The organism is Streptomyces sp. NPDC023481 (assembly GCF_055560195.1).
Genome location: NZ_JBVHJE010000001.1, coordinates 675,911 through 702,502 on the forward strand (window position 1 = coordinate 675,911; position 26,592 = coordinate 702,502).

Annotated in this window: 22 protein-coding genes; 12 read left to right on the forward strand and 10 right to left on the reverse strand. The window is 71.9% G+C overall.

The genetic code is table 11. From position 1 onward, the window contains the following. The first annotated feature begins 62 nt into the window (after positions 1-62). The 5 genes from ACZ3ZD_RS03235 to ACZ3ZD_RS03255 all read left to right on the forward strand — a co-directional run bounded on the left by ACZ3ZD_RS03235 (position 63) and on the right by ACZ3ZD_RS03255 (position 7,831). On the forward strand, positions 63-404 hold the full coding sequence (locus ACZ3ZD_RS03235) for a hypothetical protein (RefSeq protein WP_467392883.1): 342 nt from the start codon (positions 63-65) through the stop codon (positions 402-404). Positions 405-633: 229 nt separating this feature from the next. Next, positions 634-1,881, forward strand: coding sequence for a L,D-transpeptidase (locus tag ACZ3ZD_RS03240; RefSeq protein ID WP_467392885.1), 1,248 nt, complete (start codon positions 634-636; stop codon positions 1,879-1,881). A 124-nt stretch (positions 1,882-2,005) separates the two neighbouring features. Next, the gene (locus tag ACZ3ZD_RS03245; protein WP_467392887.1) at positions 2,006-3,484 is read left to right on the forward strand and encodes an ABC transporter permease; all 1,479 of its coding nucleotides are present in this window, start codon (positions 2,006-2,008) and stop codon (positions 3,482-3,484) included. A 118-nt stretch (positions 3,485-3,602) separates the two neighbouring features. Beyond that, positions 3,603-4,286, forward strand: a complete 684-nt coding sequence (locus tag ACZ3ZD_RS03250) for an ABC transporter ATP-binding protein (RefSeq protein ID WP_467392889.1) — start codon at positions 3,603-3,605, stop codon at positions 4,284-4,286. A 242-nt stretch (positions 4,287-4,528) separates the two neighbouring features. Next, positions 4,529-7,831, forward strand: coding sequence for a S8 family peptidase (locus ACZ3ZD_RS03255; RefSeq protein ID WP_467392891.1), 3,303 nt, complete (start codon positions 4,529-4,531; stop codon positions 7,829-7,831). Positions 7,832-7,885: 54 nt separating this feature from the next. On the opposite strand, the gene ACZ3ZD_RS03260 is transcribed toward ACZ3ZD_RS03255, so the two are convergent. Further along, positions 7,886-8,794, reverse strand: a complete 909-nt coding sequence (locus ACZ3ZD_RS03260) for a helix-turn-helix domain-containing protein (RefSeq protein ID WP_467392893.1) — start codon at positions 8,792-8,794, stop codon at positions 7,886-7,888. A gap of 175 nt (positions 8,795-8,969) precedes the next feature. On the opposite strand from ACZ3ZD_RS03260, the gene ACZ3ZD_RS03265 reads away from it, so the two are divergent. Beyond that, positions 8,970-10,010: an NAD(P)-dependent alcohol dehydrogenase gene (locus ACZ3ZD_RS03265; RefSeq protein WP_467392895.1), complete on the forward strand. Its 1,041-nt coding sequence runs from the start codon at positions 8,970-8,972 to the stop codon at positions 10,008-10,010. A gap of 123 nt (positions 10,011-10,133) precedes the next feature. On the opposite strand, the gene ACZ3ZD_RS03270 is transcribed toward ACZ3ZD_RS03265, so the two are convergent. From ACZ3ZD_RS03270 to ACZ3ZD_RS03280, 3 genes are all read right to left on the reverse strand, one after another. Further along, positions 10,134-11,252, reverse strand: a complete 1,119-nt coding sequence (locus tag ACZ3ZD_RS03270; protein WP_467392897.1) for a hypothetical protein — start codon at positions 11,250-11,252, stop codon at positions 10,134-10,136. A gap of 98 nt (positions 11,253-11,350) precedes the next feature. Continuing rightward, on the reverse strand, positions 11,351-12,982 hold the full coding sequence (locus tag ACZ3ZD_RS03275; RefSeq protein WP_467392899.1) for a M48 family metalloprotease: 1,632 nt from the start codon (positions 12,980-12,982) through the stop codon (positions 11,351-11,353). Between the two features lie 300 nt (positions 12,983-13,282). Next, on the reverse strand, positions 13,283-14,401 hold the full coding sequence (locus ACZ3ZD_RS03280) for a hypothetical protein (RefSeq protein ID WP_467392901.1): 1,119 nt from the start codon (positions 14,399-14,401) through the stop codon (positions 13,283-13,285). A gap of 258 nt (positions 14,402-14,659) precedes the next feature. On the opposite strand from ACZ3ZD_RS03280, the gene ACZ3ZD_RS03285 reads away from it, so the two are divergent. Further along, complete coding sequence (locus ACZ3ZD_RS03285) at positions 14,660-15,814, forward strand: cystathionine gamma-synthase (RefSeq protein ID WP_467392903.1); 1,155 nt, start codon at positions 14,660-14,662, stop codon at positions 15,812-15,814. Between the two features lie 9 nt (positions 15,815-15,823). Here ACZ3ZD_RS03285 and ACZ3ZD_RS03290 read toward each other — a convergent pair whose 3' ends face one another. The 3 genes from ACZ3ZD_RS03290 to ACZ3ZD_RS03300 form a co-directional block, all read right to left on the reverse strand. Next, positions 15,824-16,072 (reverse strand): hypothetical protein, encoded by a 249-nt coding sequence (locus ACZ3ZD_RS03290; RefSeq protein ID WP_467392905.1) that lies wholly within the window; start codon positions 16,070-16,072, stop codon positions 15,824-15,826. Between the two features lie 73 nt (positions 16,073-16,145). After that, a complete protein-coding gene (locus ACZ3ZD_RS03295; RefSeq protein ID WP_467392907.1) occupies positions 16,146-16,649 on the reverse strand; it encodes a sigma factor-like helix-turn-helix DNA-binding protein in 504 nt (167 codons plus the stop codon). A gap of 242 nt (positions 16,650-16,891) precedes the next feature. Continuing rightward, positions 16,892-17,398 carry a MarR family winged helix-turn-helix transcriptional regulator gene (locus ACZ3ZD_RS03300; protein WP_467393299.1) on the reverse strand — a complete coding sequence of 169 codons (507 nt, stop codon included), beginning with the start codon at positions 17,396-17,398 and terminating at the stop codon, positions 16,892-16,894. A 162-nt stretch (positions 17,399-17,560) separates the two neighbouring features. Between ACZ3ZD_RS03300 and ilvA the strand changes: the two genes are divergently transcribed. From ilvA to ACZ3ZD_RS03315, 3 genes are all read left to right on the forward strand, one after another. After that, positions 17,561-18,790 carry a threonine ammonia-lyase gene (gene ilvA / locus ACZ3ZD_RS03305; protein ID WP_467392909.1) on the forward strand — a complete coding sequence of 410 codons (1,230 nt, stop codon included), beginning with the start codon at positions 17,561-17,563 and terminating at the stop codon, positions 18,788-18,790. 203 nt (positions 18,791-18,993) lie between these two features. Continuing rightward, positions 18,994-20,037, forward strand: coding sequence for an ATP-binding cassette domain-containing protein (locus ACZ3ZD_RS03310; RefSeq protein WP_467392911.1), 1,044 nt, complete (start codon positions 18,994-18,996; stop codon positions 20,035-20,037). Next, a complete protein-coding gene (locus ACZ3ZD_RS03315) occupies positions 20,034-20,891 on the forward strand; it encodes an ABC transporter permease (RefSeq protein WP_467392913.1) in 858 nt (285 codons plus the stop codon). Before ACZ3ZD_RS03310 ends, ACZ3ZD_RS03315 begins: the two co-directional genes overlap by 4 nt. A gap of 96 nt (positions 20,892-20,987) precedes the next feature. Here ACZ3ZD_RS03315 and greA read toward each other — a convergent pair whose 3' ends face one another. Both greA and ACZ3ZD_RS03325 read right to left on the reverse strand, forming a co-directional pair. After that, positions 20,988-21,485, reverse strand: coding sequence for a transcription elongation factor GreA (gene greA, locus ACZ3ZD_RS03320; RefSeq protein ID WP_467392915.1), 498 nt, complete (start codon positions 21,483-21,485; stop codon positions 20,988-20,990). Between the two features lie 188 nt (positions 21,486-21,673). Beyond that, positions 21,674-22,072: a DUF4307 domain-containing protein gene (locus tag ACZ3ZD_RS03325; protein ID WP_467392917.1), complete on the reverse strand. Its 399-nt coding sequence runs from the start codon at positions 22,070-22,072 to the stop codon at positions 21,674-21,676. Between the two features lie 179 nt (positions 22,073-22,251). Between ACZ3ZD_RS03325 and mca the strand changes: the two genes are divergently transcribed. Together mca and ACZ3ZD_RS03335 are read left to right on the forward strand one after the other, a co-directional pair. Beyond that, the gene (gene mca / locus ACZ3ZD_RS03330; protein ID WP_467393301.1) at positions 22,252-23,112 is read left to right on the forward strand and encodes a mycothiol conjugate amidase Mca; all 861 of its coding nucleotides are present in this window, start codon (positions 22,252-22,254) and stop codon (positions 23,110-23,112) included. Continuing rightward, complete coding sequence (locus ACZ3ZD_RS03335) at positions 23,105-23,353, forward strand: hypothetical protein (protein ID WP_467392919.1); 249 nt, start codon at positions 23,105-23,107, stop codon at positions 23,351-23,353. The genes mca and ACZ3ZD_RS03335 overlap by 8 nt, the downstream gene beginning before the upstream one ends. A 9-nt stretch (positions 23,354-23,362) precedes the next feature. Here the strand turns inward: ACZ3ZD_RS03335 and ACZ3ZD_RS03340 are convergent, their stop codons facing one another. Beyond that, positions 23,363-26,569, reverse strand: a complete 3,207-nt coding sequence (locus ACZ3ZD_RS03340; protein WP_467392921.1) for a tetratricopeptide repeat protein — start codon at positions 26,567-26,569, stop codon at positions 23,363-23,365. Positions 26,570-26,592: the final 23 nt, after the last annotated feature.

The following is a 26,592-nucleotide window of genomic DNA, read 5'->3' on the forward strand; positions in this document are numbered from 1 at the left end:
ATGTTAGTGAAAGTCGCGGGTCACAGGAAAGTCACGGGAGGTTTCGGTCGTACGCTCCCGGCATGAGCGCTGAAGAGACATCACGGTTTGTGCGGCTTCGGGTGGAGCTGGTGCTGGAGGTGCACGACGACGACGCGGTGGCCAAGGCCGCGCTGCGCCGGATCGCCGAGGACCCGGAGCTGCCGGAGGGGGAGCGGGCCCACGCCGAGGGTGCTGTGACGGAAGACACCGCGGAGGCCCTGGCCTATCTCGTGGACCCGTTCGACCTGGTCAGCGAGGTGCCCGGGGTGGAGCTCCAGCAGGCGTCCTGGTCCAGTGAGCGGATCGACTACGACCCGGACTCGCCCGACTGGGACCTGGACGAGGATGATGGGGAGGACGACGAAGAGGACGGCATCGGCTGAGCGTCCCGGGGCACCCAGAACCCCGGACGGCAACCGCCGTCCGGGGTTTTGTCGTCCCTGGGGGCGTACGGACCGGATCCCGCACCACCCGCGACCGCGTTCGCGGCGGACGTGGGATGCCCCACAGAGCCACGGGCTGGGGAACGGGGCGAGCCGGCCGTAGCGTTGAAGGTTCTCGGCGGGGGACTCTCGGGGTAATCGCTACTCGGCAACGATGGAGAAGCTTGTGATGACGGACAGTAAGCGGCGCCGGCTGACGGCCGCGTCCGCTCTGCTCGGCGGTGTGCTGGTACTGACGGCCTGCTCCGGCGGAAACGCCGACGCCTCCGGCAGTGGCAGCGGAGACACCTCGCAGGCCAAGGTCGACGAGGCGGCGGCCAAGAAGTCGTCGCAGGCCCAGATCTCGATCACGCCGAAGGACGGCTCCGACAACGCCTCGATCAACAACTCCGGCATCGTCACGGTCAGCAAGGGCACGCTCACGGGCGTCACGCTGACCACCCAGGACGGCAAGGCCGTCACCGGTCAGCTGTCCGCCGACAAGAAGAGCTGGAAGCCCAGCGCCCAGCTGGACCGCTCCACCACCTACAAGGTCGCCGCCGAGGCCAAGGACTCCGAGGGCCGCATAGCCCACGAGAACGCGTCCTTCACCACGGTCTCCCCGGCCAACAGCTTCATCGGCAGCTTCACCCCGGACAACGGCTCGACGGTCGGCGTCGGCATGCCGGTGTCGATCAACTTCGACAAGGCGATCACCAACAAGGCGGCCGTGCAGAAGGGCATCACGGTCAGCTCCACCAGCGGCCAGGACGTCGCCTGCCACTGGTTCAACGCCAACCGCATGGACTGCCGCCCGGAGGAGTACTGGAAGGAAGGCTCCACCGTCACCCTGAAGCTGGCCCTCGACGGCGTCGAGGGCGCGCCGGGCGTCCACGGCGTCCAGCAGAAGACGGTCACCTTCCACATCGGCCGCAACCAGGTCTCCTACGTCGACGCGCAGACCCACCAGATGAAGGTCACGCAGGACGGCAAGGTCGTCAAGACCATCCCGATCTCCGCCGGCGCCCCCGACAAGAAGACGTACGAGGGCCAGATGGTGATCTCCGAGAAGTTCAAGCAGACCCGCATGAACGGTGCCACGGTCGGCTTCAAGGACTCCGACGGCAAGGGCGAGTACGACATCAAGGACGTGCCGCACGCCATGCGCCTGACCACCTCCGGCACCTTCATCCACGGCAACTACTGGGGTGCGCCCTCGGTGTTCGGCAGCGTCAACACCAGTCACGGCTGCGTCGGCCTCCGGGACGCCAAGGGTGCCGACGACCCGAGCACGCCGGCGGCCTGGTTCTACAACCACACGCTGATCGGTGACGTCGTGGTCGTCCAGCACACCGGCGACAAGACCGTCTCGCCGGACAACGGCCTCAACGGCTGGAACATGGACTGGGCGCAGTGGAAGGCCGGTTCGGCCGTCTGACCGCCCTCCCCGCAGCTCTCCGCCGGTGCCGCCCCCAGGGGCGGCACCGGTGTTTCACGGGTTCTCATGCTCCTTTTATGACGCCCTTATCGAGTCATCACGCGCCGTACCTACCTTGCGGCGCATGTTCTTCACCTACCTGAGGCGCGAGCTGCGCCGCCGTAGAAAGGCGGCCCTCGTCGTCGCCTCCGGCCTCGCCCTGGGCATCGCGCTGGTCATCGTGGTCGACTCCGTGTCCAGCGGCATGGGCAAGGCCCAGGACAAGGTCCTGCAGTCGCTGTACGGCCTGGGGACGGACATGACGGTCACCAAGGCGGCGTCGGCCCCCACCGGGGACGCCCAGCGGCCCCGCTTCCGGTTCGGCGCGCGCAGCAACGACGACGACTCGAAGCAGAGCAGCGACCGCGTCATGGTGCAGGGCTTCCAGACGCTGCCCGCCGCCACGGTGACCAAGGTCGGCGCGCAGTCCGGTGTCTCGGACGCGGTCGGCGGGCTGAGCCTTCAGGTCCTCAAGGTCAGCGGCCAGTTCACGCGCGGCCAGTTCCGGCAGAACGGCACCGGGGGCACCGGCGGATACCAGCGGGGCGGCGGAAGCGGCCGGCCGCAGGGTGAAGTACAGGGCGGCGGCGCCGACTTCGACGTCAACAGCTACACCGTCTACGGCACCGACGTCACCAAGCCCGGTCTCGGCCCGCTGACCTCCTCGAAGATCACCAGCGGCCGCGGGTTCAAGGCGACCGAGACGGACGCCGAGGTCGCCGTGGTCGACTCCGCCTACGCCAAGCAGAAGAAGTACAAGGTCGGCTCCACCGTCACCGTCAAGGGCGTCGGGTACAAGGTGATCGGTGTGGCCACCGCCGACAGCGGTGACCCGGCGGCCAACCTGTACGTGCCGCTGAAGCAGGCGCAGACCCTGAGCGACTCGAAGGACAAGGTCACCACGATCTACGTCAAGGCGACCGACTCCCAGAAGATCGGCGACGTCAAGTCGGCGATCCAGAAGAACGTCCCGGGTACGACGGTCACCACCTCCGCCGACCTCGCGGACACCGTCTCCGGCTCGCTGTCCACCGCGTCCTCCCTCGCCGCCAACGTCGGCAGGTGGCTGTCCCTCGCGGTGCTGGTGGCCGCGTTCCTGGTGGCCGGCCTGCTCACCTCCTCGGCGGTCTCCCGCCGCGTCCGCGAGTTCGGCACGCTGAAGGCGCTGGGCTGGAAGTCCGGCCGGGTGACCCGTCAGGTGGTCGGCGAGGCCGTCGTCAACGGCCTGGTCGGCGGCGTCCTCGGTATCGCCCTCGGCCTGGCCGGCGCGTACGCCGTCACCGCGATCAGCCCCGGCCTCCAGGCCCGGCTCGGCGGCGCGAGCGGCAGCGCAGGCGGCCCGGGAGGCGGCGGCGGATTCGGCGGCGGTGGCTTCGGCGGTGGCGGTCTCGGCGGCCGCGGGACGGCCAGGACGCTGGAGGTCGCGCTCACCGCCCCGGTCAGCGTGACGACGATCGTCCTGGCCGTGGGCCTCGCGGTGGCCGGCGGCCTGATCGCGGGCGCGTTCGGCGGCTGGCGGGCCTCCCGCCTCCGCCCGGCGGACGCCCTCCGGCGGGTGGAGTGACGCTCACCCTGACGGCACGGGCGAGAACGGCAGGGGCGCGAGGAAACGCGCGACCAGCCCCCGCGGACCGGCAGCCGAAGACGACGCGCACCCACCCGGAACGGACCCCGGAGCCACCATGTACGAACTGAAGAACGTCACCAAGCGCTACACCAGGGGCAAGGACACCGTCCTCGCCCTCGACGGAATAGACCTCACCATCGCCGACGGGGACCGACTCGTCATCCAGGGCCCGACGGGCGGCGGGAAATCCACCCTTCTGCAAATGCTCGGCGCACTCGACCGCCCCACCGCCGGAGAAGTCTTCTTCGACGGCACCGATCTGGCCAGGCTGACCGAATCCCGGCTGACCCGGGTCCGCAGCGAGAACATCGGCTTCGTTTTCCAGTCCTTCAACCTCATTCCGACCCTCACCGCCCAGGAGAACGTCGAGACGGCCCTCGTACCGCTCGGCATCAAGGGGAAGGAACGCCGTGAACTGGCCGCCGAGGCACTGGAGTCGGTGGGCCTCGGCGAGCGCCTCGCCCATCTGCCCTCGGAGATGTCCGGGGGCCAGCAGCAGCGCGTCGCCATCGCCCGGGCCCTGGTGAAGAAGCCCAAGGTGCTGCTGGCCGACGAGCCGACCGGCAACCTGGACGAGGGCACGCGGGACGAGATCATGGACGTACTGGAACGGCTGTGGCGGGAGCACGGGCTGACCTTCATCATGGTCACCCACGACTCCGCGCTGGCGAAGCGGGCCCCGCGGGTGGCGACCCTGCGCAGGGGAAAGATCACGGTGAAGGAGAACGCGGCGACCTGACGTCGTATAACACCTCCGGAACACAAGGGACTTCGCGATTCTGTAACGGTGTCCCGGCCGGCGCGTAACAGTTTCTGGATGCGCTTTCTCACCTTCCTCTCGTCTATTGAGCCGTGTGATCACCCCCCGGCATACTTCGTGACCCGGGGGGTTGACGTGCACACGTGCGAGTCCACCCCCGACCGGGTGAACGGGGAATTCGCCCGGCACCTCATCTCCAGGGGGAGAACTTGCGCAGACAAGTGAGAGAAGCGGCTGCGGCCACCGTGGCAACGGCCGCAGCGGTCGCCCTCGCAGCGGGTATGACCAGCCCGGCGTCGGCGAAGACCGCGAGCGCCCCGACGGCCGCCACCGCCGCCGCCCGGGCCACTGCCAAGCACCACGTCACCCTCATCACCGGCGACCGGGTCGCCCTCGACGCCAAGGGCCGGGTCGTCGGCCTGGAGCGGGCCAAGGGACGCGAGCACATACCGTTCCAGGTCCGCAAGGCCGCCGGGCACACGCTGGTCGTCCCGGCCGACGCGGCCCGCCTGGTCGCCTCCGGCACGCTGGACCAGCGCCTGTTCGACGTCACCGAGCTGAACAAGGCCGCCACCCGCAAGGCCCAGAAGAACGGCCTGAAGGTCATCGTCGGCTACCGCGGCACCGCCACCGCCGCCAAGGCCGACGTCCGGGACGCGGGCACCCTGCGCCGCAGCCTGAAGGCGCTCAACGCGGACGCCGTGCAGACCCCGGCCAAGGCCACCGCCGAGCTGTGGCACGCCGTCACCAACGGCGACCGCACCGCCTCCGGCATCGCGCACGTCTGGCTCGACGGGGTCCGCAAGGCCTCCCTCGACAAGTCCGTGCCGCAGATCGGCGCGCCCACCGCCTGGAAGGCCGGCTTCACCGGCAAGGGCGTGAAGGTCGCCGTCCTGGACACCGGCGTGGACACCAGCCACCCGGACCTGAAGAACCAGGTGATCGAGTCCAGGAACTTCACCTCGGCCGCCGACGCCACCGACCACTTCGGCCACGGCACGCACGTCGCCTCCATCGTGGCGGGCACCGGCGCCAAGTCGGGCGGCAAGTACAAGGGTGTGGCCCCGGACGCCAAACTCCTCAACGGCAAGGTGCTGGACGACTCCGGCTCCGGTGACGACTCCGGCATCCTCGCCGGCATGGAGTGGGCGGCCTCCCAGGGCGCCTCCGTCATCAACCTGAGCCTCGGCGGCTACGACACCCCCGAGGTCGACCCGCTCGAAGCCGAGGTCAACAAGCTCTCCGCCGAGAAGGGCATCCTGTTCGCGATCGCCGCGGGCAACGACGGCCCCCAGTCGATCGGTTCGCCGGGCAGCGCGGACGCCGCGCTCACCGTCGGCGCCGTCGACAAGCAGGACAAGCTCGCCGACTTCTCCTCCACCGGCCCGCGCACCGGCGACGGCGCCATCAAGCCGGACGTCACCGCGCCCGGTGTGGACATCACCGCCGCCGCGGCCAAGGGAAGCGTCATCGACAAGGAGGTCGGTGAGAAGCCCGAGGGCTACCTGACCATCTCCGGCACCTCGATGGCCACCCCGCACGTCGCGGGCGCCGCCGCCATCCTGAAGCAGGAGCACCCCGACTGGGGCTACGCCGAGCTCAAGGGCGCCCTCACCGGCTCCGCCAAGGACGACAAGTACACCCCGTTCCAGCAGGGTTCGGGCCGGATCCAGGTCGACAAGGCGATCAAGCAGTCGATCGTCGCCGACCCGGTCTCGGTGAGCTTCGGTGTGCAGCAGTGGCCGCACACCGACGACAAGCCGGTCACCAAGAAGGTGACGTACCGCAACCTGGGCGACAAGGACGTCACGCTGGCCCTGTCCAGCACCGCCACCGGCCCCAAGGGCGCCGCGGCCCCGGCGGGCTTCTTCACGCTCGGCGCGACGACGGTGACCGTACCGGCGCACGGCAAGGCCTCGGTGAACCTCACCGTCGACACCAAGCTGGGCGGCACCCTCGACGGCGCCTACTCGGCGTACGTGACGGCGACCGGCGCCGGCCAGACGGTCCGCACGGCCGCCGCGGTGCAGCGCGAGGTGGAGTCCTACGACCTCACGCTCAAGTTCATCGGCCGTGACGGCAAGCCGACCCCGAACTACAGCGCCGACGTCAACGGCGTCGCGGGCCTGGCCAACGGCCTGACGCTGAGCCCGTACGACACGTCCGGCACGGTGAAGGTGCGCGCGCCCAAGGGCACGTACATCCTGAACACCTCTATCTTCACCGACCCGCAGAACCCCGCCAAGGGCATCGACTGGATCGCGCAGCCGAAGCTGACCGTCACCAAGAAGCAGACGGTCACCATCGACGCGCGCAAGACCAGGCCGGTGGACGTCACCATCCCGGCCTCGGGCGTCACGTCCCGGTTCGCCTCCCCGGAGTTCGACGTCACGATCGGCGACGGCCAGTACGGCTACGGCTGGTTCCTCGACTCGTTCAAGGGCTTCCGCACCGCCCACCTGGGCCCGCAGCTGCCGGCCGGTACGCTGCGCCAGCAGTGGGACGCCCACTGGAGCAAGGGCGCGACCGAGGAGTACGACGTCACCGCCGGCGGTGCCGTCAAGCAGCTCGCCACCGGCTACACCAAGCACTACAAGGCGGGCGACCTGGCCACGGTGAAGGTCCGCATGGGCGCGGCGGCGAGCGGCAAGAAGGGCTCGGTCGACGCGGTGGGCTGGCTGCCCGGCAGCTCCGGCGCCTCCTCCATCAGCCTCCCGCAGAACCTGCCCGGCACCCGCACCCTGCACCTGTCCGCCACCGGTGGCGTGCAGTGGCAGCTGCAGTTCGAGCAGAACGGCGGGGTCGACCAGGACGGTTTCCCGGTCTACGAGGCCGGCTACTCCCTCGGCCAGTTCGGCTTCAAGGCCGGCAGGACCTACACCAAGACGGTCAACACCGCGGTCTTCGGCCCGCACGTCGCCAAGGGCCTCGGCATCTTCCGCGACGGCAACCAGATCACCGGTTCGCTGCCGCTGGTCGCCGACTCCGCCGGCCACAACGGGTACTCGCTGTTCACCTCGGTGAACACCACGCTGTACCGCAACGGCACCAAGGTCGGCTCCAACGACGACCCGCTCTACGGCGAGCCCTTCACCGTGCCGGCCGGTGACGCCGCGTACAAGCTGACCACCTCGGTCAAGCGGTCCGCGAAGCTGGCGCAGGCCTCGACGCGCATCGACGCGGCCTGGACCTTCCGCTCCAAGAAGCCGGCGAACTTCGTCCAGCTGCCCGCCTCGTCGCTGCACTTCGGCGCCACCACCGGCCTGGACAGCCGGGTCGCGGCCGGCAAGACGGTCACCTTCCCGGTCACCGTCGAGGGCTCCGCCGCCGGCGGCAACCTGAAGTCCCTCGCCGTCTACGTCTCCTACGACGGCAAGAACTTCAAGAAGGTCACCGTCAAGAACGGCAGGATCACCGTGAAGAACCCGGCGAAGAACAAGGCGATCTCGTTCCGCGCCAAGATCACCGACAAGAAGGGCAACACGTCGGAGATCACGATCTACAACGCGTACTCCGGCAAGTAGGCCGTAGCGCTCCCTGACGAGGGGCACACCGGAGGTCCGCCTCCGGTGTGCCCCTCACCGCGTCGCCGCGCGGTTCGCGTCCGTGCCCCAGCTGGCCAGCAGGCGGAGGGAGTCCGCGGTGGGGGAGTCCGGCTCGGCGTGGTACGTGAGCAGGGACTGCTCCGAGCCGTCCGTCAGCCGGAAGCTCTCGAACCGCAGGGCCAGGTCGCCCACCAGGGGGTGGTGCAGCTCCTTGACGCCATGGCTCTTCTCCTTGACGTCGTGCGTCGCCCACAGCCGGCGGAACTCTTCGCTCTTCACGGACAGCTCGCCCACCAGCGCCGACAGCCGCGGATCGTCCGGATAGCAGCCCGCGTCCATGCGCAGCGCGCAGACGATGTCGATCGCCTTCTGCTCCCAGTCGACGAACAGCTCCCGGTAGTCCGGGCGCAGGAAGACCAGCCGCGACCAGTTCCGCTCGGCCGCCGGCAGCTCCGCCCAGTCACCGAAGACGGCCGCCGCCATCCGGTTCCAGGCGAGGATCTCCGTGCGCCGGCCCACGATGTACGCCGGCACGCCCTCCATCGAGTCCAGCAGCTGCCACAGCGCCCCCCGCACCTGCTGCTGGCGCGCCGCCGGCTTCTTCTTGTGCGCCTTCGGCTTCGCCAGATGGGTGAGGTGCGCGTGCTCGGCGTCCGTCAGCCGCAGCGCCCGGGCGATCGAGTCCAGCACCTCCGCCGACACGTTCCGTCCGTTGCCCTGCTCCAGCCGCGTGTAGTACGCCACCGACACCCCGGCCAGCTGCGCCAGCTCCTCGCGGCGCAGCCCCGGCACCCGCCGGTGCCGCCCGAACGGGGCCAGACCCACGTCCTCGGGCTTCAGCCGGGCCCGCCGGCTGCGCAGGAACTCGCTCAGCTCCGCCCGCCGGTCCAGGGGCCGGCCGGTGGCCACGGTCGCGTCCGGCTGTTCGTCCCTGCTGTCCATGCGTCCCAGTATTCCCGGTCGTACGCACCCGAGCCTGACCCCGCCAGTGGTAGGCACCGCGGTCGTACGCAAAGGCGTGGCCTGGGTGGACCGCGCTTCGCGGGGCACGCTGGACACCGTGCCCGGCGGGAAGACAGCCGGGCACGCGACCCCCCGTGCTAGGAGATACCCCCGCATGACCACTGTTGCTGCGTACGCCGCGCCCGCCGCGAAGGCCCCGCTGGAGCGGACGACCATCGAGCGGCGCGCGGTCGGCGAGTTTGACGTCCTGATCGACATCAAGTTCGCCGGTATCTGCCACTCCGACATCCACCAGGTCCGCGAGGGCTGGGGCGAGGCGATCTTCCCGATGGTCCCCGGTCACGAGATCGCGGGCGTCGTCTCCGAGGTCGGCTCCGGCGTGACGAGGTTCCGCGTCGGCGACCACGTGGGCGTCGGCTGCATGGTCGACTCCTGCCGCGAGTGCGAGAACTGCCGGCGAGGCGAGGAGCAGTACTGCCTCAACGGCATGGTCGGCACCTACAACGCCGTCGGCAAGGACGGCGAGCCCACCTACGGCGGCTACTCCGAGAAGATCGTCGTCGACGAGAACTACGTCGTCCGCATCCCCGACGGGCTCGCCCTGGACGTGGCCGCGCCGCTGCTGTGCGCGGGCATCACCCTGTACTCCCCGCTCAAGCACTGGGGCGCCGGCCCCGGCAAGAAGGTCGCGATCGTCGGTCTCGGCGGCCTCGGCCACATGGGCGTCAAGATCGCGCACGCCATGGGCGCCGAGGTGACGGTCCTGTCCCAGTCGCTGCGCAAGAAGGACGACGGCCTGAAGCTGGGCGCCGACCACTATCACGCCACCAGCGACCCGAAGACCTTCGAGGAGCTGGCCGGCACCTTCGACCTGATCGTCTCGACCGTGTCGGCGCCGATGGACTTCGGCGCGCTGCTGTCGCTGCTCAAGGTCGACGGCGCCCTGGTGAACGTGGGCGCGCCCGAGGAGCCCGTCTCGCTCAGCCTGTTCTCCGTGATCAACGGCCGCAAGACGCTCGCCGGCTCCATGATCGGCGGCATCCGCGAGACCCAGGAGATGCTGGACTTCTGTGACGAGCACGGGATCGGCGCCGAGATCGAGCTGATCAGCGCCGCCGAGGTCAACGAGGCGTACGAGCGGGTGCAGGCGAGCGACGTCCGCTATCGCTTCGTCATCGACACGGCCACGATCTGACCGACCTGGCGGGGAAGCGCCCCCGCAGGACAGGGAGCGTCCCGGCGGGTGCCCGCGCGGTTTCCCCGGGCCGCTCCCGTCCGGGCCGGCACCGGCGGCGCGGGGGCACCCTGCGGGGGCCGGTCAGGCGCTCGCCGCCGCTGCCTGCGCCACCGTCCGCACGACGGTGTCGCGGACCTGGCAGTAGTACCCGGCCTTGTTCCCGCGGTAGCGCCACGGCAGCGCGTTCACATGGCCGTCGACCAGCTTGAACTGCTCCAGCGCCGCCTCGTTGCGGTCCTGCAGGTGCAGGTAGAACGCGAGCAGGTGACGCAGTTCCGCCAGCCGCGGGTGGGACGGGTCGGCCGCCGCCGCGTCCGCGAGGGCCGCGTCGACCCGGGCCAGCATCCGCGGCGTGTTGTCGGCGGCGGTGTCCTCCGACTCGTCGTGCTCGAAGTGCGCGATGAGCGGCAGCGCCGTCAGCAGGCTGCCCGGCGGCGCGTCGGCCGCCGCCCGCTCGGCGAACTCGGTGGCCAGCCGCTGGGAGCCGCGCCACTTCGCGCACCAGTACTGCAACGCCGAGAAGTGCGCCTCGTAGTGGTGCGGGGCCCGCGCGGTGATCTCCGCCCAGACCTCGTCCAGCTGGGCGTTCGAATAGCCGAGGCCCAGCGCCACCCAGATCTCCGCGATGTACGGCGTCGGGTCGTCCGGGTTCAGCGCCGCCGCCCGGGCGATCTCCTCACGGGCACTGGCCAGCGTGCGGTGGAAGGCGTCGAACTGCTCCCCGGTCGTGTACTCGGCCCTCTTGCCGCCCCGCAGCTGCCAGGCCAGGATCACCGTGCTGCGCGCCCGGACCACGGCCGCGTCCGGATCGTCCCGCCGGGCGGCCTCCCACTCCAGCAGCCAGTCGTCCTCCTCGGCCGCGCGCTCGGCCAGCAGCAGGGCCACCGCCGACCGGCGTTCCCAGTCCCGGCCGACCGACGCGAGCAGGTCGGCGGCCGGCCGCCAGTCGCCGCCGCGCACCGCGGCGAGCGCGGTGGCCCACTCGGCCGGCAGGGGCGCGGCCAGATCGGTGTTCTGCCGCTCGGCCGGCAGCAGGCCGAGCTGCTCCGCGGCCCGCGCGGCCTCGGCGGCCTGCGCCGCCTCCCCGTCGTCGTCGGGGGTCGGGTGGAACAGCTCCTTCAGGAACACCCAGGCCAGCCAGAGCACGAAGATCAGCGTGGGAACGGCCAGGGCGCCCAGGATCCAGAAGAGGACGGTCATCGGGGTGGGTTCGTTTCCTTCTCGGGGGACGGCGGCGGGACGACGGTGGGGACGGCGGCGGGGCGGGCGTGCGGGGTGGGGCCGCGGGATGGGGCCGGTCAGACGGGCTGGGTCGCCGGGGGCAGCAGCGCCCGCAGCCGCGTGGTGTCCGGGTGGTCGGCGAGCGCCTCGCCCACGGCCTCCTCCAGCGCCGCCTCGGGGCCCTCGTCCCGCGTCTGCGAACCCCAGCCGGGCAACCGCACGGACGCCGGGCGCGTCCAGGAGAAGTCCCAGTGCAGCAGCGAACGGGAGCTGAACTCGGCCAGCACCATGGTGCGCAACGAGCGGCGCAGCACAGGCCGTACGAACTCGCGGAACGCCCGCCCCTTCGCGGCCGCCGCCTCCTCCGACAGAGGCAGCCGCTCCGCCAGCCGCCACAGCCGGCCGTCGTCGATGACGTCCAGCAGCGCCGGCAGCGTCGCCGGCTGCCCGGTGTATGCGGCCAGCGCCTGGTGCAGCGGGGTCTGCGCCACCGACAGGCCCGCGGCCATCGAGGCGTCCAGCAGCTCCTGCCAGCCGGCCGCGCGCGGGTAGCCGAGCAGCTCGTCCACCAGGACCGCGTCCTCCAGGCCGCCCAGCGTGCGCGCCGGGTCGGTCAGCAGGGCCAGCGCCGCCCCCTTCGCCTCGTCCGCGCGGCCGTCGGCGGGCAGCGCCTCGATCCGGCGGACCCGCTCGGCGATCGGCGGGTGCGAGTCGTACGGCCCCGCCGGCTCCTCCGGCAACTCGGCGCGGAGGTCAACCAGTTCCAGCTCACGGGCCGTCAGCAGCCGGCCGAAGCCGCCGAAGAACTCGCCGCGCGGCGGCAGCAGCCGGGCCTGCAGGCCCAGGGTGGCGTACGACTCCAGGTAGAAGTCGTGGGAGGCGGACAGCACCGGGATCTCCCGCAGCGCCGACGCGGTCGCGTCCCGTCCGGCGATCCGGGCGGCCAGCAGGTCGGCGGCGAACTCCTGGCCGCGCGCGGTGGCCAGCGTGGCGCGCAGGTAGAACCTGCCGTAGGCGGTGTAGATCCGCGCCATCATCCGGTACGTCGCCCCGGCGCCGGTCGTGTCGATCCGCTTGGCCTTCTTGCCCTTGGCGACCCGCTTGGCGGACGCCCTCTCCTGCCGGGCCCGGTCGGCGGCCACCTTGTCGTCCGCCTTCGCGAGGAACTGGCCGATGACCCGGCCGATCTGCACGCGCCCGCGCACGACGAGCGCGGACAGCCGGGTGTCCCCTCCGGTGAAGTGCCCGAACTCGTGGGCCAGTACGGACCTCAGCTGGGCCTCGGTCAGACCGATCAGCAGCGGGACGCCGAGGTGGAGGTGGCGCGGGCCGGGGAACAGGCCGAGCAGCCGCGGACGCTCGCTGACGGACGCGTTGACCTCGCCGGTGAGCAGGATCCGGTCGGGGGCGCGGGTACCGGCCGCCGCGGCCAGCTCCCGGACCAGCGCCCACAGCCGGGGCTCGTCGGCCTCGGTGACCGGGACGCCGGGGCCGTCGTCGCCCTTGGGGGTGCGCAGCATGAGCATGCCGCGGACGACGGGGATGGCCAGCAGCACCGTGAAGAAGCCGACCTTCACCGTGAGCGGGCCGTGTCCCCAGCTGAAGACGAGGACGTCGATGCCGATCAGCGCGGCGAGCAGGACGAGGCTCAGCAGATAGAAGCCGAGCAGCAGGACGAGGGCGCGCAGCGCGCGCAGAGTAGCGCCCATCGGGCAGATCCCCCCACAGGACCTCGAAAGGAACATGACAGAAAACCGAACCGGCGGGGCCGGTCGGGGCGGGTGGTACGGGTGTACGGGTGGTGCCGGTGGTGCTGTGTGGGGGGATGCGGAGTATGCCCTACCGCAGGTCAGGAGGGCAATTGAATAGGGAGGAGGGGAAGGGGGGGTTGGGGTCGGGAGCCGGTGGGGGAGGGGGGCGGCGGCCGGGGGCGCGGGCGGGGGCCCGTCGGTCAGGACGCCGACCGGGACGTCACCGGGCGGCCGTCAGCCGGGGACACCGGGCGGCCGTCAGCCGGGGAGGCTCGCCGGGCTTCCGCCGTTGGCCTCGTAACCGGCCACCGCCAGCGCACGGTGGAGGGCGAACGCGGCGGCCGGGTCGTCGGTCAGCGTCCACGGCAGCGCCCCGACGTGCCCGTCGATGTGTATCAGCTGCTGCATGGCCTCCGCCCAGCGCTCGGCGCGAACCAGGAAGTACAGCAGGAGATGCCGTACGTGCGGGAGCGTCGGGTCGTCGGGGCGGGCCGACTGCACCGCGTGCAGCGCGCCGTGGATCGCCCTGGTGACGACCTCGCTCTGGTAGAAACTCGCGACCAGGTTCACCTCAGGGAGGTGCTCGAACACCGCGAACAGCGGCAGCGCGGCGAGCAGCGAGCCCGCCGGGGCACGGGTCGCGGCGGCCTCCGCGAAGGAGTACGCCTGCTCGCGCGAGCCGTGCCACTTCTCGCACCAGTAGTGCAGCGCGGCCAGGTGCGCGCCCATGTGGTGCGGGGCGCGGTCGAGGATCTTCAGCCACAGCTGGTCGAACTCGGCCGGCGGATAGGCCAGCCCGCGCGCGATGGCCAGCTCGATGACATACGGCACCGGGTCGCCGGGGGCCAGCAGGGCCGCCTGCCCGCAGGCGTCCCGGGCCTCCTCCATGATGATCCGGAACTCGTCCGTGCCCGGCGTCGCCGTCCGCCAGGCCTGCTGCACCAGGAACTCCGCGTGGACCGCGGCGGCGCCCGCGTCCTTGGGCTGCTCGGCCCGCCAGACCCGCAGCCACTGGCCGCCCGGCGCCTCGTGCACCCCGCCCGGCCGCTGCTGGAGCTCCAGCGCGGCGGCGCCCGCGAAGGCCTGCACCCGCTGCCAGCGCAGCTCGCCCTCGGCCTCGGTGCCGGCCAGCAGCTGGGCCGCGGCCCGGTAGTCCCGGGTGCGCTGCACCAGCTCCAGGACCGCCAGCAGGTCGTCGTCCGGGCCGGGCAGGCGCACGTCCAGCTCCTCCTGGCGCATGAAGCCGTAGTCCGCCGGGTCGGCGGCGTCCGGGTGTCCCGGGGGAACCTGCTCGATCACCCCGCGCCTGCGCCGCATCAGCGGCAGCAGCACGAAGCTCAGCATGAGCAGCGCCATGAGCAGCCAGAGAATCGCCATGCCCCAAGGGTTCCAGACGCCGCCGACAATTGGCGAACCCCTCCGCCCACCTGTGGAAAACTCCCGACCAGGGCATGTCAGGGCCTGCCAGGCCGGACAGGGCATGACAGAGACGCGTGACAGTCCCCCCCGGAGCGGGCGCGGCCGTGACCGGAGCCGCCCCCCGGCCGCCCGGAGCATGACGGCAGCATTGCAAGGCAGGACGAATCCCTCTTGGCGGGCATCGGGAACGGGCCGGGCGGACTACGCTCGGTACACATGAGTGACAGCCACATCAGCCAGCACTTCGAAACCCTCGCGATCCACGCGGGCAACACCGCGGATCCCCTCACCGGCGCGGTCGTCCCGCCGATCTACCAGGTTTCGACCTACAAGCAGGACGGCGTCGGAGGGCTGCGCGGCGGCTACGAGTACAGCCGCAGCGCCAACCCGACCCGCACCGCCCTGGAGGAGAACCTCGCCGCGCTGGAGGGCGGTCGCCGCGGCCTCGCCTTCGCGTCCGGCCTGGCGGCCGAGGACACCCTGCTGCGTACGCTGCTCACCCCCGGCGACCACGTGGTGATCCCCAACGACGCCTACGGCGGCACCTTCCGCCTCTTCGCCAAGGTCGCCACCCGCTGGGGCGTGGAATGGTCGGTCGCCGACACCAGCGACCCGGCCGCCGTCCGCGCCGCGATCACCCCGAAGACCAAGGCCGTCTGGGTGGAGACCCCCTCCAACCCGCTGCTCGGCATCACCGACATCGCCGCCGTCGCCCAGGTCGCCCACGACGCGGGCGCCAAGCTGGTCGTCGACAACACCTTCGCCACCCCCTACCTCCAGCAGCCGCTCTCGCTCGGCGCCGACGTCGTCGTGCACTCCCTGACCAAGTACATGGGCGGCCACTCGGACGTGGTCGGCGGTGCGCTGATCGTCTCCGACCCCGGCCTCGGCGAGGAGCTGGCCTACCACCAGAACGCGATGGGCGCCGTCGCCGGTCCCTTCGACTCGTGGCTGGTGCTCCGCGGCACCAAGACCCTCGCCGTGCGCATGGACCGGCACAGCGAGAACGCCACGAGGATCGCCGACATGCTGACCCGGCACCCGCGGGTGACCGGCGTCTGCTACCCCGGGCTGCCCGAGCACCCCGGCCACGACATCGCCGTCAAGCAGATGAAGGCGTTCGGCGGCATGGTGTCGTTCCGGGTCGAGGGAGGCGAGGCGGCCGCGGTCGAGGTGTGCAACCGCGCCCGGATCTTCACCCTGGGCGAGTCCCTCGGCGGTGTCGAGTCCCTCATCGAGCACCCCGGCCGGATGACCCACGCCTCCGCGGCCGGCTCCCCGCTGGAGGTCCCGGCCGACCTGGTCCGCCTGTCCGTCGGCATCGAGAACGTCGACGACCTGCTGGAGGACCTCAAGCAGGCCCTCGGCTGACGGCCGGGGTCACCAGCCCGTGAGCGGTGGAGTCGTCTGCGAGGGCGGCTCCACCCACGGGTGCGCGTCGGCCGCCCACACCGCGAACGCGACGGCCGCCGCGCACGCCAGCAGCCACAGCACCCGGCGGACCAGCTGCCGCCGCCGCAGCCGGCGGTTCCCGCGGCGCACCGCTTCCCCGTGCAGATCCGGCGGCACCGGTGCGACGCCCCCCTCCATGATCCGCCGCACGGCGGCCTCCCGCTCCCCCCGGTTCACCGCGGCCTCCCCCCACCAAACCGGCGCTCCCGCGGGACCCCGGCGTCCGCAGGCCTCCCGCGCGCGGGGCGGCTCATGACAGTGCCGTCCTCGGACTGGCCGGGCGGGCGGCCGTAGGGCGGGCCGGGTGGAGCACGGTGGCCGTGGCGCGGTCGCAGATGGTGTGGACGCGTTCCGCGGGCAGGCCGAGCAGCGCCGCCGTCTGTTCCTCGCCCACTCCCTCGTACAGCCGCAGGACCAGGACGAGCCGTTCCCGCGGCGTGAGCGCGGCGAGCGGACTGCGCGGATCCGGCCGGGCGCGGCCGAAGGCGCCGTACTGGTGCCAGGTGGCGCGCGCGAAGCGCGTGGCGAGGTACTGGCGGGCACAGTCGTACGGATCCTCGCCGCGCAGCCGGTCCCAGCGGGCGTAGGTGTGCGCGAGGGCGAGCGTCAGCAGGCGCCGCGCGCGCGGGGTGGCGTCCGGCGCCTCCGCCGTGAGCAGCACGGCGGCGTGCAGCAGGCGCCCGGCCGCGCCCGCGACGAACGCCTCGAACTCCCGGGCCCGGCGGGCATCGCGGGCCGCTCGCCGATCACGCACCACGCCTCCCCCCGACGGGGTCCTGTCGGATCCGGTCTCATATGAGGCCAGCGACGGCCCCCGGGTCAAGAGGTGCGGTCAAGGGACGCGGCCCAAGGATGCGGTCAGGGGACGCGGCCCAAGGATGCGGTCGAGGGACGCGGCCGGAGGGCGCGGTCGACGGGCGTGGTCGGAGGGTGCGCCGACGGGCGTGGTCAAGGGATGCGGTCGGGGGCGCGGAGCCCGCCGTGCGGTACGCGGCTTCAGGAGGCCGGCGGCTGTTCCCCCGCGGGCACCGCCTGCACCGACATCCGCGCGGAGAGCGCGACGTTGAAGCGGGTGAGGAGCGTGCAGAACTGCTCGCGCTCCTCGGGCGCCCAGTCGTGTGTCAACTCGGCCATGAGCTGACGCCGGGACGAGCGCACCTCCTCCAGCCGGGCGGCGCCGCGCGGGGAGAGCTGGAGCACCACGGCACGCCCGTCCTCCGGGTGCGAGGTGCGCTTGACGAGCCCGGTGTCGACCAGGGGCGCCACCTGCCGGGTGACCGTGGAGGAGTCGATCCCCATGCTCGCGGCGAGCGCCTTGACACCCATCGGGCCTTCCTTGTCGAGGCGGTTGAGCAGCAGATACGCGGCGCGGTCCATGGAGTTGCGCACCTGGCCGACGCCGCCGAGCCGGGTCTGTTCGGCACGGCGGGCGAACACCGCCACCTCGTGCTGGAGGGTGTCGAGGAGACCGGGATCACCGACGGTCGTCATGTCCATCGACATTTCAGGTGTTGTGGGCATGGCCGGAGGCTCGCTTCATGAAGGGCTGCTGGGTTGGGGGACAGGGTACGCGGCCCGGCGCCAGGCCGTACCGGCGCTGCGCAAACCGGTCTCGCAGCTTGGTCACACCCGTCGTGCGCAAACGTGAACTGCGATGCTGGAGACATGAACTACCGCACGGCCGACTCCTTGCGCTCCGTCACCCTGGACGACGTGCGCGGCGCCCAGAAGATGCTCTCGGGCGTCGCGCGGGTGACCGCGATGGAAGGCAGCAGGCACCTGACCCAGCTGGTCGGCGCGCCGGTGCACCTCAAGTGCGAGAACCTCCAGCGGACCGGCTCCTTCAAGCTGCGCGGCGCCTACGTGCGGATCGCCGGGCTGCTGCCGGAGGAGCGGGCGGCCGGCGTGGTGGCCGCGAGCGCCGGCAACCACGCGCAGGGCGTGGCCCTGGCCTCCTCGCTGCTGGGCGTGCACTCCACGGTGTTCATGCCCAAGGGCGCACCGCTGCCGAAGATCAGCGCCACCCGGGACTACGGCGCCGAGGTGCGCCTGCACGGCCAGGTGGTGGACGAGACGCTGCACGCCGCCCAGGAGTACGCCGCCGAGACGGGCGCGGTGTTCATCCACCCCTTCGACCACCCCGACGTCATCGCGGGGCAGGGCACGGTCGGCCTGGAGATCCTGGAGCAGTGCCCGCAGGTGCGGACCATCGTCGTCGGCATGGGCGGCGGCGGGCTCGCGGCCGGTATCGCGGTCGCGGTGAAGGCGCTCCGGCCGGACGTGCGGATCGTCGGCGTGCAGGCGGAGGGGGCCGCCAGCTATCCGCCGTCGCTGGCCGCCGGGCGCCCGGTGTCGCTGGAGAACCCGGCGACGATGGCCGACGGCATCAAGGTGGGGCGGCCGGGCCTGGTGCCGTTCGGGATCGTCGGCGAACTGGTGGACGAGGTGCGCACGGTCAGCGAGGACCAGCTGTCGGCGGCGCTGCTGCTCTGCCTGGAGCGGGCCAAGCTGGTCGTGGAGCCGGCCGGGGCCAGCCCGGTCGCCGCGCTGCTGGCCGCGCCGGACGCCTTCGAGGGCCCGGTGGTCGCGGTGCTGTCCGGCGGCAACGTCGACCCGGTGCTGATGCAGCGGGTGCTGCGGCACGGCATGGCCGCGCAGGGCCGCTACCTGGCCGTACGGCTGCGGCTGACGGACCGGCCGGGCGCCCTCGCCACGCTCCTCGGGGTCCTGTCGGCGGTCGACGCCAACGTCCTCGACGTGAGCCACGTCCGCACCGACCCCCGGCTCGGGCTCACCGAGGCCGAGGTGGAGCTGCACCTGGAGACGAAGGGCCCGGCGCACTGCACCGAGGTCGGCCAGTCCCTGCGCGACGCCGGCTACACGGTCATCGACTGACCAGCGGACCCGCACCCGATCGGGTGAAGCATCTTGAGAGACGCGATACATCGCGTTATGGTTCTCGTGTGCTCGCCGGTCCGCCGACCGCACCCCCGCAAGGGGTGCCCACAGCTGTGGAAAAAGGGCAGGCGCGACCGAGCGAGCAAACCTAGCCTTTGCGGAGAAATACACCCCCAGTCCCCGACGACGTGGAGACAGACATGCCAGGCGCCATCTATGCCGAAGGCCTGGTGAAGACCTTCGGTGACGTAAGGGCACTGGACGGCGTCGACCTCGATGTGCCCGAGGGCACGGTCCTCGGCCTGCTCGGGCCGAACGGCGCCGGCAAGACGACGACCGTCCGCTGCCTGACGACCCTGCTGCGCCCCGACAGCGGCAAGGCGGTCGTCGCGGGCGTCGACGTCCTGCGCCATCCCGACACGGTCCGCCGCTCCATAGGCCTGTCCGGCCAGTTCGCGGCGGTCGACGAGTACCTGACCGGCCGTGAGAACCTGCAGATGGTCGGACAGCTCTACCAGATGAGGGCCAAGGCGGCCCGGGCCCGCGCGGTGGAGCTGCTGGACCAGTTCCACCTCGCCGACGCCGCCGACCGCCCCGCCAAGACCTACTCCGGAGGCATGCGCCGCCGGCTGGACCTCGCCGCGGCCCTCGTGGTCTCACCGCCGGTGATGTTCATGGACGAACCGACGACGGGCCTCGACCCGCGCAACCGCCAACAGCTGTGGGAGGTCATCAAACAGCTCGTCTCCGGTGGTACGACGCTGCTGCTCACCACGCAGTACCTGGAGGAGGCCGACCACCTGGCCCACGACATCGCGGTGGTCGACCACGGCCGGGTCATCGCCCAGGGCACCTCCGACCAGCTCAAGGCCCGCACGGGCGGCGAGCGCGTCGAGGTCGTGGTGCACGAGCGCGAGCACATCCCGACCGCGGTGGAGGTGCTGCGGGGCTTCGGCAAGGGCGAGACCACGGTCGAGGAGCACACCCGCAGGCTCACCGTGCCCGTCACCGGTGGCGCCAAGCTGCTCGCCGAGGTCATCCGCGAACTGGACACGCGGGGGATCGAGATAGACGACATCGGCCTGCGCCGCCCCACCCTCGACGACGTCTTCCTCTCCCTGACCGGACACGCGGCCGAGACCACCGCCCAGGACGAGCAGAACGGTCGGAAGACCGGCGAGCAGACCGGCCGGCAGAAGGGCCGGCAGACCGGCAAGAACACCGACAAGGAGGCCGTGAAATGAGCGCCGTCACCCAGGCCGTGCCCGCCACGGCGCCCGGCAATGCCGTCGGCCGGTCCGTCCGGGACTCGCTGATCGTTGCCAAACGCAATCTGATCCGGATGTCCCGCATCCCCGAAATGCTGATCTTCGGGCTGATCCAGCCCATCATGTTCGTGGTGCTGTTCACCTACGTGTTCGGCGGCTCCATGAAGATCGGCGGCAGCACCAGCGCCCTCGACTACAAGAACTTCCTGATGGCCGGCATCTTCGCGCAGACCGTCACCTTCGCCACCGCCAGCTCCGGCGCCGGCATAGCCGACGACATGCACAAGGGCCTCATCGACCGCTTCCGCTCCCTGCCCATGGCGCGCGGTGCGGTGCTGACCGGCCGCACCCTGGCCGACCTGGTGCAGACGGCGCTCACCTTGCTGGTCCTCGCCGTGGTCGCGCTGCTCGTCGGCTGGCGGACCGGCTCCGACGGCCCCACCAACGCCGGCAAGGTCCTCGCCGCCTTCGCCCTGCTGCTCCTGCTCGGGTACGCGTTCACCTGGATCGGCGCGCTGATCGGCCTCACCGTCCGCACGCCGGAGGCGGCCACCTCCGGCGGACTGGTCTGGCTGTTCCCGGTGACCTTCATATCCAACGCGTTCGTGGACACCGGCAACATGACGCCGTGGCTGCGGCACGTGGCGGAGTGGAACCCGTTCAGTGCCACCGTGCAGGCGGCCCGCGTGCTGTTCGCCAACCCCGGGCAGTCCGCCTCGGGCGCCTGGCCGATGGAGCACCCGGTCTGGGCCTCGCTGATCTGGTCGGTCCTGATCATCGTGGTCTTCCGCACCCTCGCCGTGCGCAAGTACCGCTCCGCGACCGCCTGACGCCGGCGGGCCCCGGCCCGCCGATGGCCCGGCGCATGACAAAGCCCCCGGCGGCCCAGAGGGCGCCGGGGGCCGGAAGCGAACCAGGGGCCCCGATCAGCTCGTGTACGGCTCGGCCTTCAGGATCCGCACCGAGGCCTTCTTGCCGTTCGGCAGCTCGTACTCCGCGTCATCGCCGACCTTGTGGCCGATGACGCCCGAGCCCAGCGGAGACTGCGGGGAGTACGTCTCGATGTCGGCGCTCGCGTACTCGCGCGAGGCGAGCAGGAACGTCAGCGTGTCGTCCTCGTCACCGTCGAAGGCGATCGTGACGACCATGCCCGGCGCGACGGCACCGTCCGCGGCCGGCGCCTCGCCGACCTTGGCGTTCTCCAGGAGCTGGGTCAGCTGGCGCACACGCAGCTCCTGCTTGCCCTGCTCCTCCTTGGCCGCGTGGTACCCGCCGTTCTCGCGCAGGTCGCCCTCCTCGCGCGCGGCCGCGATCTTGGCGGCGATCTCCGTGCGCGCAGGACCAGTAAGGTACTCAAGCTCGTCCCTGAGCTTGTTGTACGCCTCCTGGGTCAGCCAGGTGACGTTCTCGCTGGTCTGGGTCACAGGGTGCTCCTCGTCGGTACTGGGGATACAAAGCATCGCCCTACCCAGAAGCATGTTCCCTCTTGGAAGGGCGAAACCACGAGCCTAACAATTCCCGGGCGAAAGAGGGAGGACATAAGCCATCAGAATCACGTCAATGCAGGTCACAGATCCGCATTCCGGATGAATCCGGGAGGCGTCCGGGGTGCTCAGCCGGTGTGGCAGCCCAGCAGCTCGGCCGTCGTCCCGCGGGCTGTCGTACGGAGCGTGACGACCTTGTCGATGCGGGTGGCCGATCCGGAGAACCGGAAGTCGGCGCGGCCCACCTCGGCGCCGTCGGCCGCCTGGGAGCGCAGGGTGCAGTAGCCGGAGGCACCGGCGTCCTTGCGGACCTCCAGATGCACGCTGACCGCGTCGTCGGAGGCCTTGAAGGTGATGACCTCGGCGCTGATCTCGTTCTGCGCGACGTAGTGGTAGGCGAAATAGCCGATCAGTGCGAGCAGGACCGCGCCCAGCACCGAGCCGGCGACCCTGAGCTTGCGGTCGGCGTGCTGGTCCGAGGAACGGCCGTAGCGGCCCTCGGGCAGCCGCGTGCTCGCGGTACTCATGATCGTCCTCTCCGCGGAATTATTCGCCCCCCGATTCGGTCACTATAGAAGCCGCCCGCCCGCCACCCGGCCACCGCCCCTGCGGGACGCCCCTTCGGGGCGGCACCTGTTTGACCGCACCCCATGACCCGGGGCGCCGACTGACCAAGGATTGAGTCTTGACTGACCAGCTGCGACTGATGGCCGTTCACGCGCACCCCGACGACGAGTCGAGCAAGGGCGCGGCGACCATGGCGAAGTACGTGTCCGAGGGGGTGGACGTGCTGGTGGTGACCTGCACCGGCGGAGAGCGCGGGTCCATCCTCAATCCCAAGCTGCAGGGCGACACCTATATCGAGGAGAACATCCACGAGGTCCGCCGCAAGGAGATGGACGAGGCCCGGGAGATCCTCGGCGTCAGGCAGGAGTGGCTCGGCTTCGTCGACTCCGGCCTGCCGGAGGGCGACCCGCTGCCGCCGCTGCCCGAGGGCTGCTTCGCCCTGGAGGACGTCGACAAGGCGGCCGGTGAGCTGGTGAAGCAGATCCGCTCCTTCCGCCCGCAGGTGATCACCACCTACGACGAGAACGGCGGCTACCCGCACCCCGACCACATCATGACCCACAAGATCTCCATGGTGGCGTTCGAGGGCGCGGCGGACACCGAGAAGTACCCCGAGGCCGAGTTCGGGCCCGCCTACCAGCCGCTGAAGCTCTACTACAACCAGGGCTTCAACCGCCCCCGCACCGAGGCCCTCCACCAGGCCATGCTCGACCGCGGCCTGGAGTCGCCGTACGGGGAGTGGCTCAAGCGGTGGAACGAGATGGAGCGCACCGAGCGCACCCTGACCACGCACGTCCCGTGCGCGGACTTCTTCGAGATCCGCGACAAGGCGCTGATCGCCCACGCCACGCAGATCGACCCCGACGGTGGCTGGTTCAAGGTGCCGCTGGAGCTCCAGAAGGAGGTCTGGCCGACGGAGGAGTACGAGCTGGCGAAGTCCCTCGTCGATACGTCCATCCCCGAGGGCGACCTCTTCGCGGGCATCCGGGACAATGCCTGACATGAGCGCAAGCGTGAGCCTGGCAGTGACGCACCTCGTCCCCCTCGCCAAGGAGGTGGACGAGAACAAGGTCACCCCCGGTGTCCTCGGCTTCGTCGTCTTCGCGGTGATGGCCCTGGCCGTGTGGGGACTGATGAAGTCGATGAGCAAGCACATGCAGAAGGTCGACTTCAAGGAGTCCCCGGACGCCGACGCGGAGCAGGCCCCGCGGAAGGCCGACTCCAAGGCCCAGCAGGGCTGACCGCACAGGTCAGCGCCCCTCCGGTACCGCCACCCCCATCACCTCCCGGGCGTGGCGGTCAGGAGTCATGCGCAGACGCCAGGCCTGCCAGCCGTCCTCCAGCCGGACGCCCCGCTCCAGCAGCAGGGCGTACGCCGAGACGTAGTCGTCCAGCTTCTCGTCCCGCAGCGGATGCGGGGCGCGGGCCAGCTGCGCCAGCTCCTCCTGGGCGACCGCCGTGCCCACTTCCACCCCGCCCGGCGCCGCGTACGGCAGCAGGGTGCAGCGCAGGAAACGGGCCCAGTCCTCGCCGCGCCGGTCGCCGTACGACGAGAACAGGGTGAGCGCCTCGTCGCACAGCGCCAGCGCCTGCTGGGTGCGCGCGTTGCCCGCGTCCACCACCGCCAGCTCCAGACAGGTCCAGGCCTCACCGTGGGCGACGCCGATCCGCTGGAAGTCGGCACGCGCGTCCACCAGCAGTTGCCGGGCGAAACCGGAGTTGCGCAGCGAGCCGGTCTGCGCGGCCCGCTGGTCCCGGGTAGCCCGCGCCGAGTGGTGCCGGGCGCAGGCCAGGCCGTAGACGTCCCGCATCCGGGAGAACATCGTCCGGGACCGCTCCAGTTCGCGCACCGCCTGGTCCAGCTCGCCGGTCTCCTCCAGGGCCTGTCCCAGGTAGTACAGCGTCCAGGCCTCGCCGCGCGCGTCCTCGTTGTCCCGGTGCCGGGCCACCGCCCGGCGCAGGCTCTCCACGGCGGCCGGGGCGTCGCCGTCCACCAGCCGGGCCCGGGCCAGCTGGGTCAGCGCCCACGCCTCGCCGCGGGCGTCGTGTGTCCGGCCGTACCGCTCCAGGGCCGCCCGCAGTTCCTCCTCCGCGCGCGGTACGTCCCCCAGCCGCAGCGCCAGCTGGCCCAGCTGGAAGTGCGCCCAGGCCTCGCCGTGCACCGAGCCGCCCTCGCGGTGCAGGACCAGGGAGCGGGTGAGCAGGTCCAGCGCCTCCGCCAGCCGGGCCCGGTCCCGCTGGACGGCCGCCAGCGCGTGCATCGTCCAGGCCCGGTCCGTCGCCAGCTCCGGCGCGGCCTGCAGGTCGAGGGACTCCTGGAGCCGGGCGGCGGCCTCGGTGAGGTTGCCCTGGTGGTGCAGCGTGATCCCCAGCGAGGTCAGGGCGCGGGCCGCACCCGCGTCGTGGTGCGCCTCCCGGTACAGGTCGACCACCGAGGTCAGCGTGGTGCGCGCCTTGTCCAGCTCGCCCAGCTGCCGGGCCGCGATGCCGGTGCGCCACTGCACCGAGCGCACCAGCAGGCCCTGGTCCACGGACTGCGCCAGCTCGCTGATCTCGCCGAGCCGGTACAGGTCGCCGCGCAGCAGGCAGTAGTCGCACAGCGCGCCGAGCAGGTTCAGCACGGCCCGCTGGTCCACGCCCTCCGCCTGCCGCAGGGCCGCCGTGATGAAGCTGGACTCGTCGTCCAGCCAGCGCAGCGCCTCGTCGAGGGAGGGGAAGCCGTGCGAGCCGAACTGGTTCGACCGCGTCGACATGTTCCCGTCGACCAGGCGCAGCACCGAGTCGGCCAGCTCCGCGTAGTTCACGATCAGCCGTTCCTGGGCCGCCGCCCGCTCGGCCGGGTCCTCCTCGTCCAGCAGTCGGGCGTGCGCGAAGGCCCGCACCAGGTCGTGCAGCCGGTAGCGGCTGCCGCGCACATGGTCGATCAGACCGGCCCGGGCGAGCGCCACCAGATGCCGGGTGGCCTCCGCCTCGTCGGTGGCGAGCAGGGCGGCGGCCGCTGCCGCGCCCAGGGACGCCCGGCCCGCCAGCGCCAGCCTCCGCAGCAGCCGCCGGCCGGGCTCCGGCTGGTCGGTGTAGCGCAGCCACAGCACCCGCTCCACCGGGTCCACCGGGCCGTACGCGCCCAGGTCCGCGGCCAGCTGCCGCGGTGTGCGCGGGCCCAGCGCGGAGCCCGCGATCCGCAGCGCCAGCGGGAGTCCCCCGCACAGTTCGCGGATCCGGTCGGCGGACTCGGCGTCGTACGGCCCCGAGGCGTCCTCCGCGGCCGCGCCCAGCAGCTCCTCGGCGCCCGCCGCGTCCAGTGCCGGGACCGGCAGCTCGTGCACCCAGGCCGGCAGGTCGGCGGGCAGGTCCAGGGGGGTGCGCGCGGTGACCAGGACCAGGCTGTCGGAGCGCTCCGGCACCAGGGCGCGTACCTGCTCCGGATCCGAGGCGTCGTCCAGCACGATCGTCACCGGCAGTCCGGCCAGATGCCGGTGGTACAGCTCGGCGAGCCGCTTGACCTGCTGGTCGGGTGAGGACCGCTCCCGAAACAGCAGCTGCTCACGGGGTGCGCCGAGCCGGTTGAGCAGGTGCAGCAGGGCGTCCCGGGTGGACAGCGGCGCCTCCTCCCGGCTGCCGCCGCGCAGGTCCACCACCACCGCGCCCCGGAAGTGGTCCCGCAGCTCGTGTGCCGCGCGCACCGCGAGCGTGGTCCGGCCGGAGCCGGGCTCACCGTGCACGACGACCACGGTCGGCCGGGTCTCGGTGGCCGCGCGGGCCGCCTGCGCCCACTGCCTGATCCGCCCCAGCTCCGCCCGCCGGCCCGCGAAGACGCCGTCGGCTTCCGGGAGTTGACCGAAGGACTGCTCCAGCACCGAGCGCCTGCGGGCCGCCGCGCTCTTGTCGGTGCCGCGCAACGCGGGGCCGCCGCCGGTCTTCTTCGCGCCCGTGGAGGCGCTCAGCACCCGCTGCTGGTCGAGGAACGGGCGGATGCCCCGCACCTCCAGCGCGGTCAGCCACTGCAACCGCAGCTGCTCCGGGCCGCCGGGCTGGCCGGCCGCGCCCGCGCGGTGGTGGGCGGCCGGCAGATGCGCGCCGGCCACCTTCACCACGGTGGCCGCGGCGCCCACCACGGCCGCGGTGGCGCCGGCGCCGAGGGCCGTGCCGGCGCCCGTGCCGAGGGTCAGGTCGGCGACGGCGGCGGCCACGGCGGCAACGGCCGCCACCATCAGGGCCGTTCCGGCGCCCGCGCGGGCGTAGCGCTGCCCGAAGGTCAGCTGTCCGGCGCCCGCCTCGTCCAGGGCGCGCGTGTAGGCCTCGTACTCCTGGCCGGCCGCCCCCGCCATCGCGTCCAGCGCGCCGCGCGCCCGCGCCAGCAGCGCCTGCCCGTCGACCCGCCCGCCCGACCGCCGTACCTCCTCCTCCACGGCCCGCACCAGCAACCGCTCGGCTTCCGCCCGATGACCGTCCCGCATGTCCCGTCCCCCTCCGGCGGCAA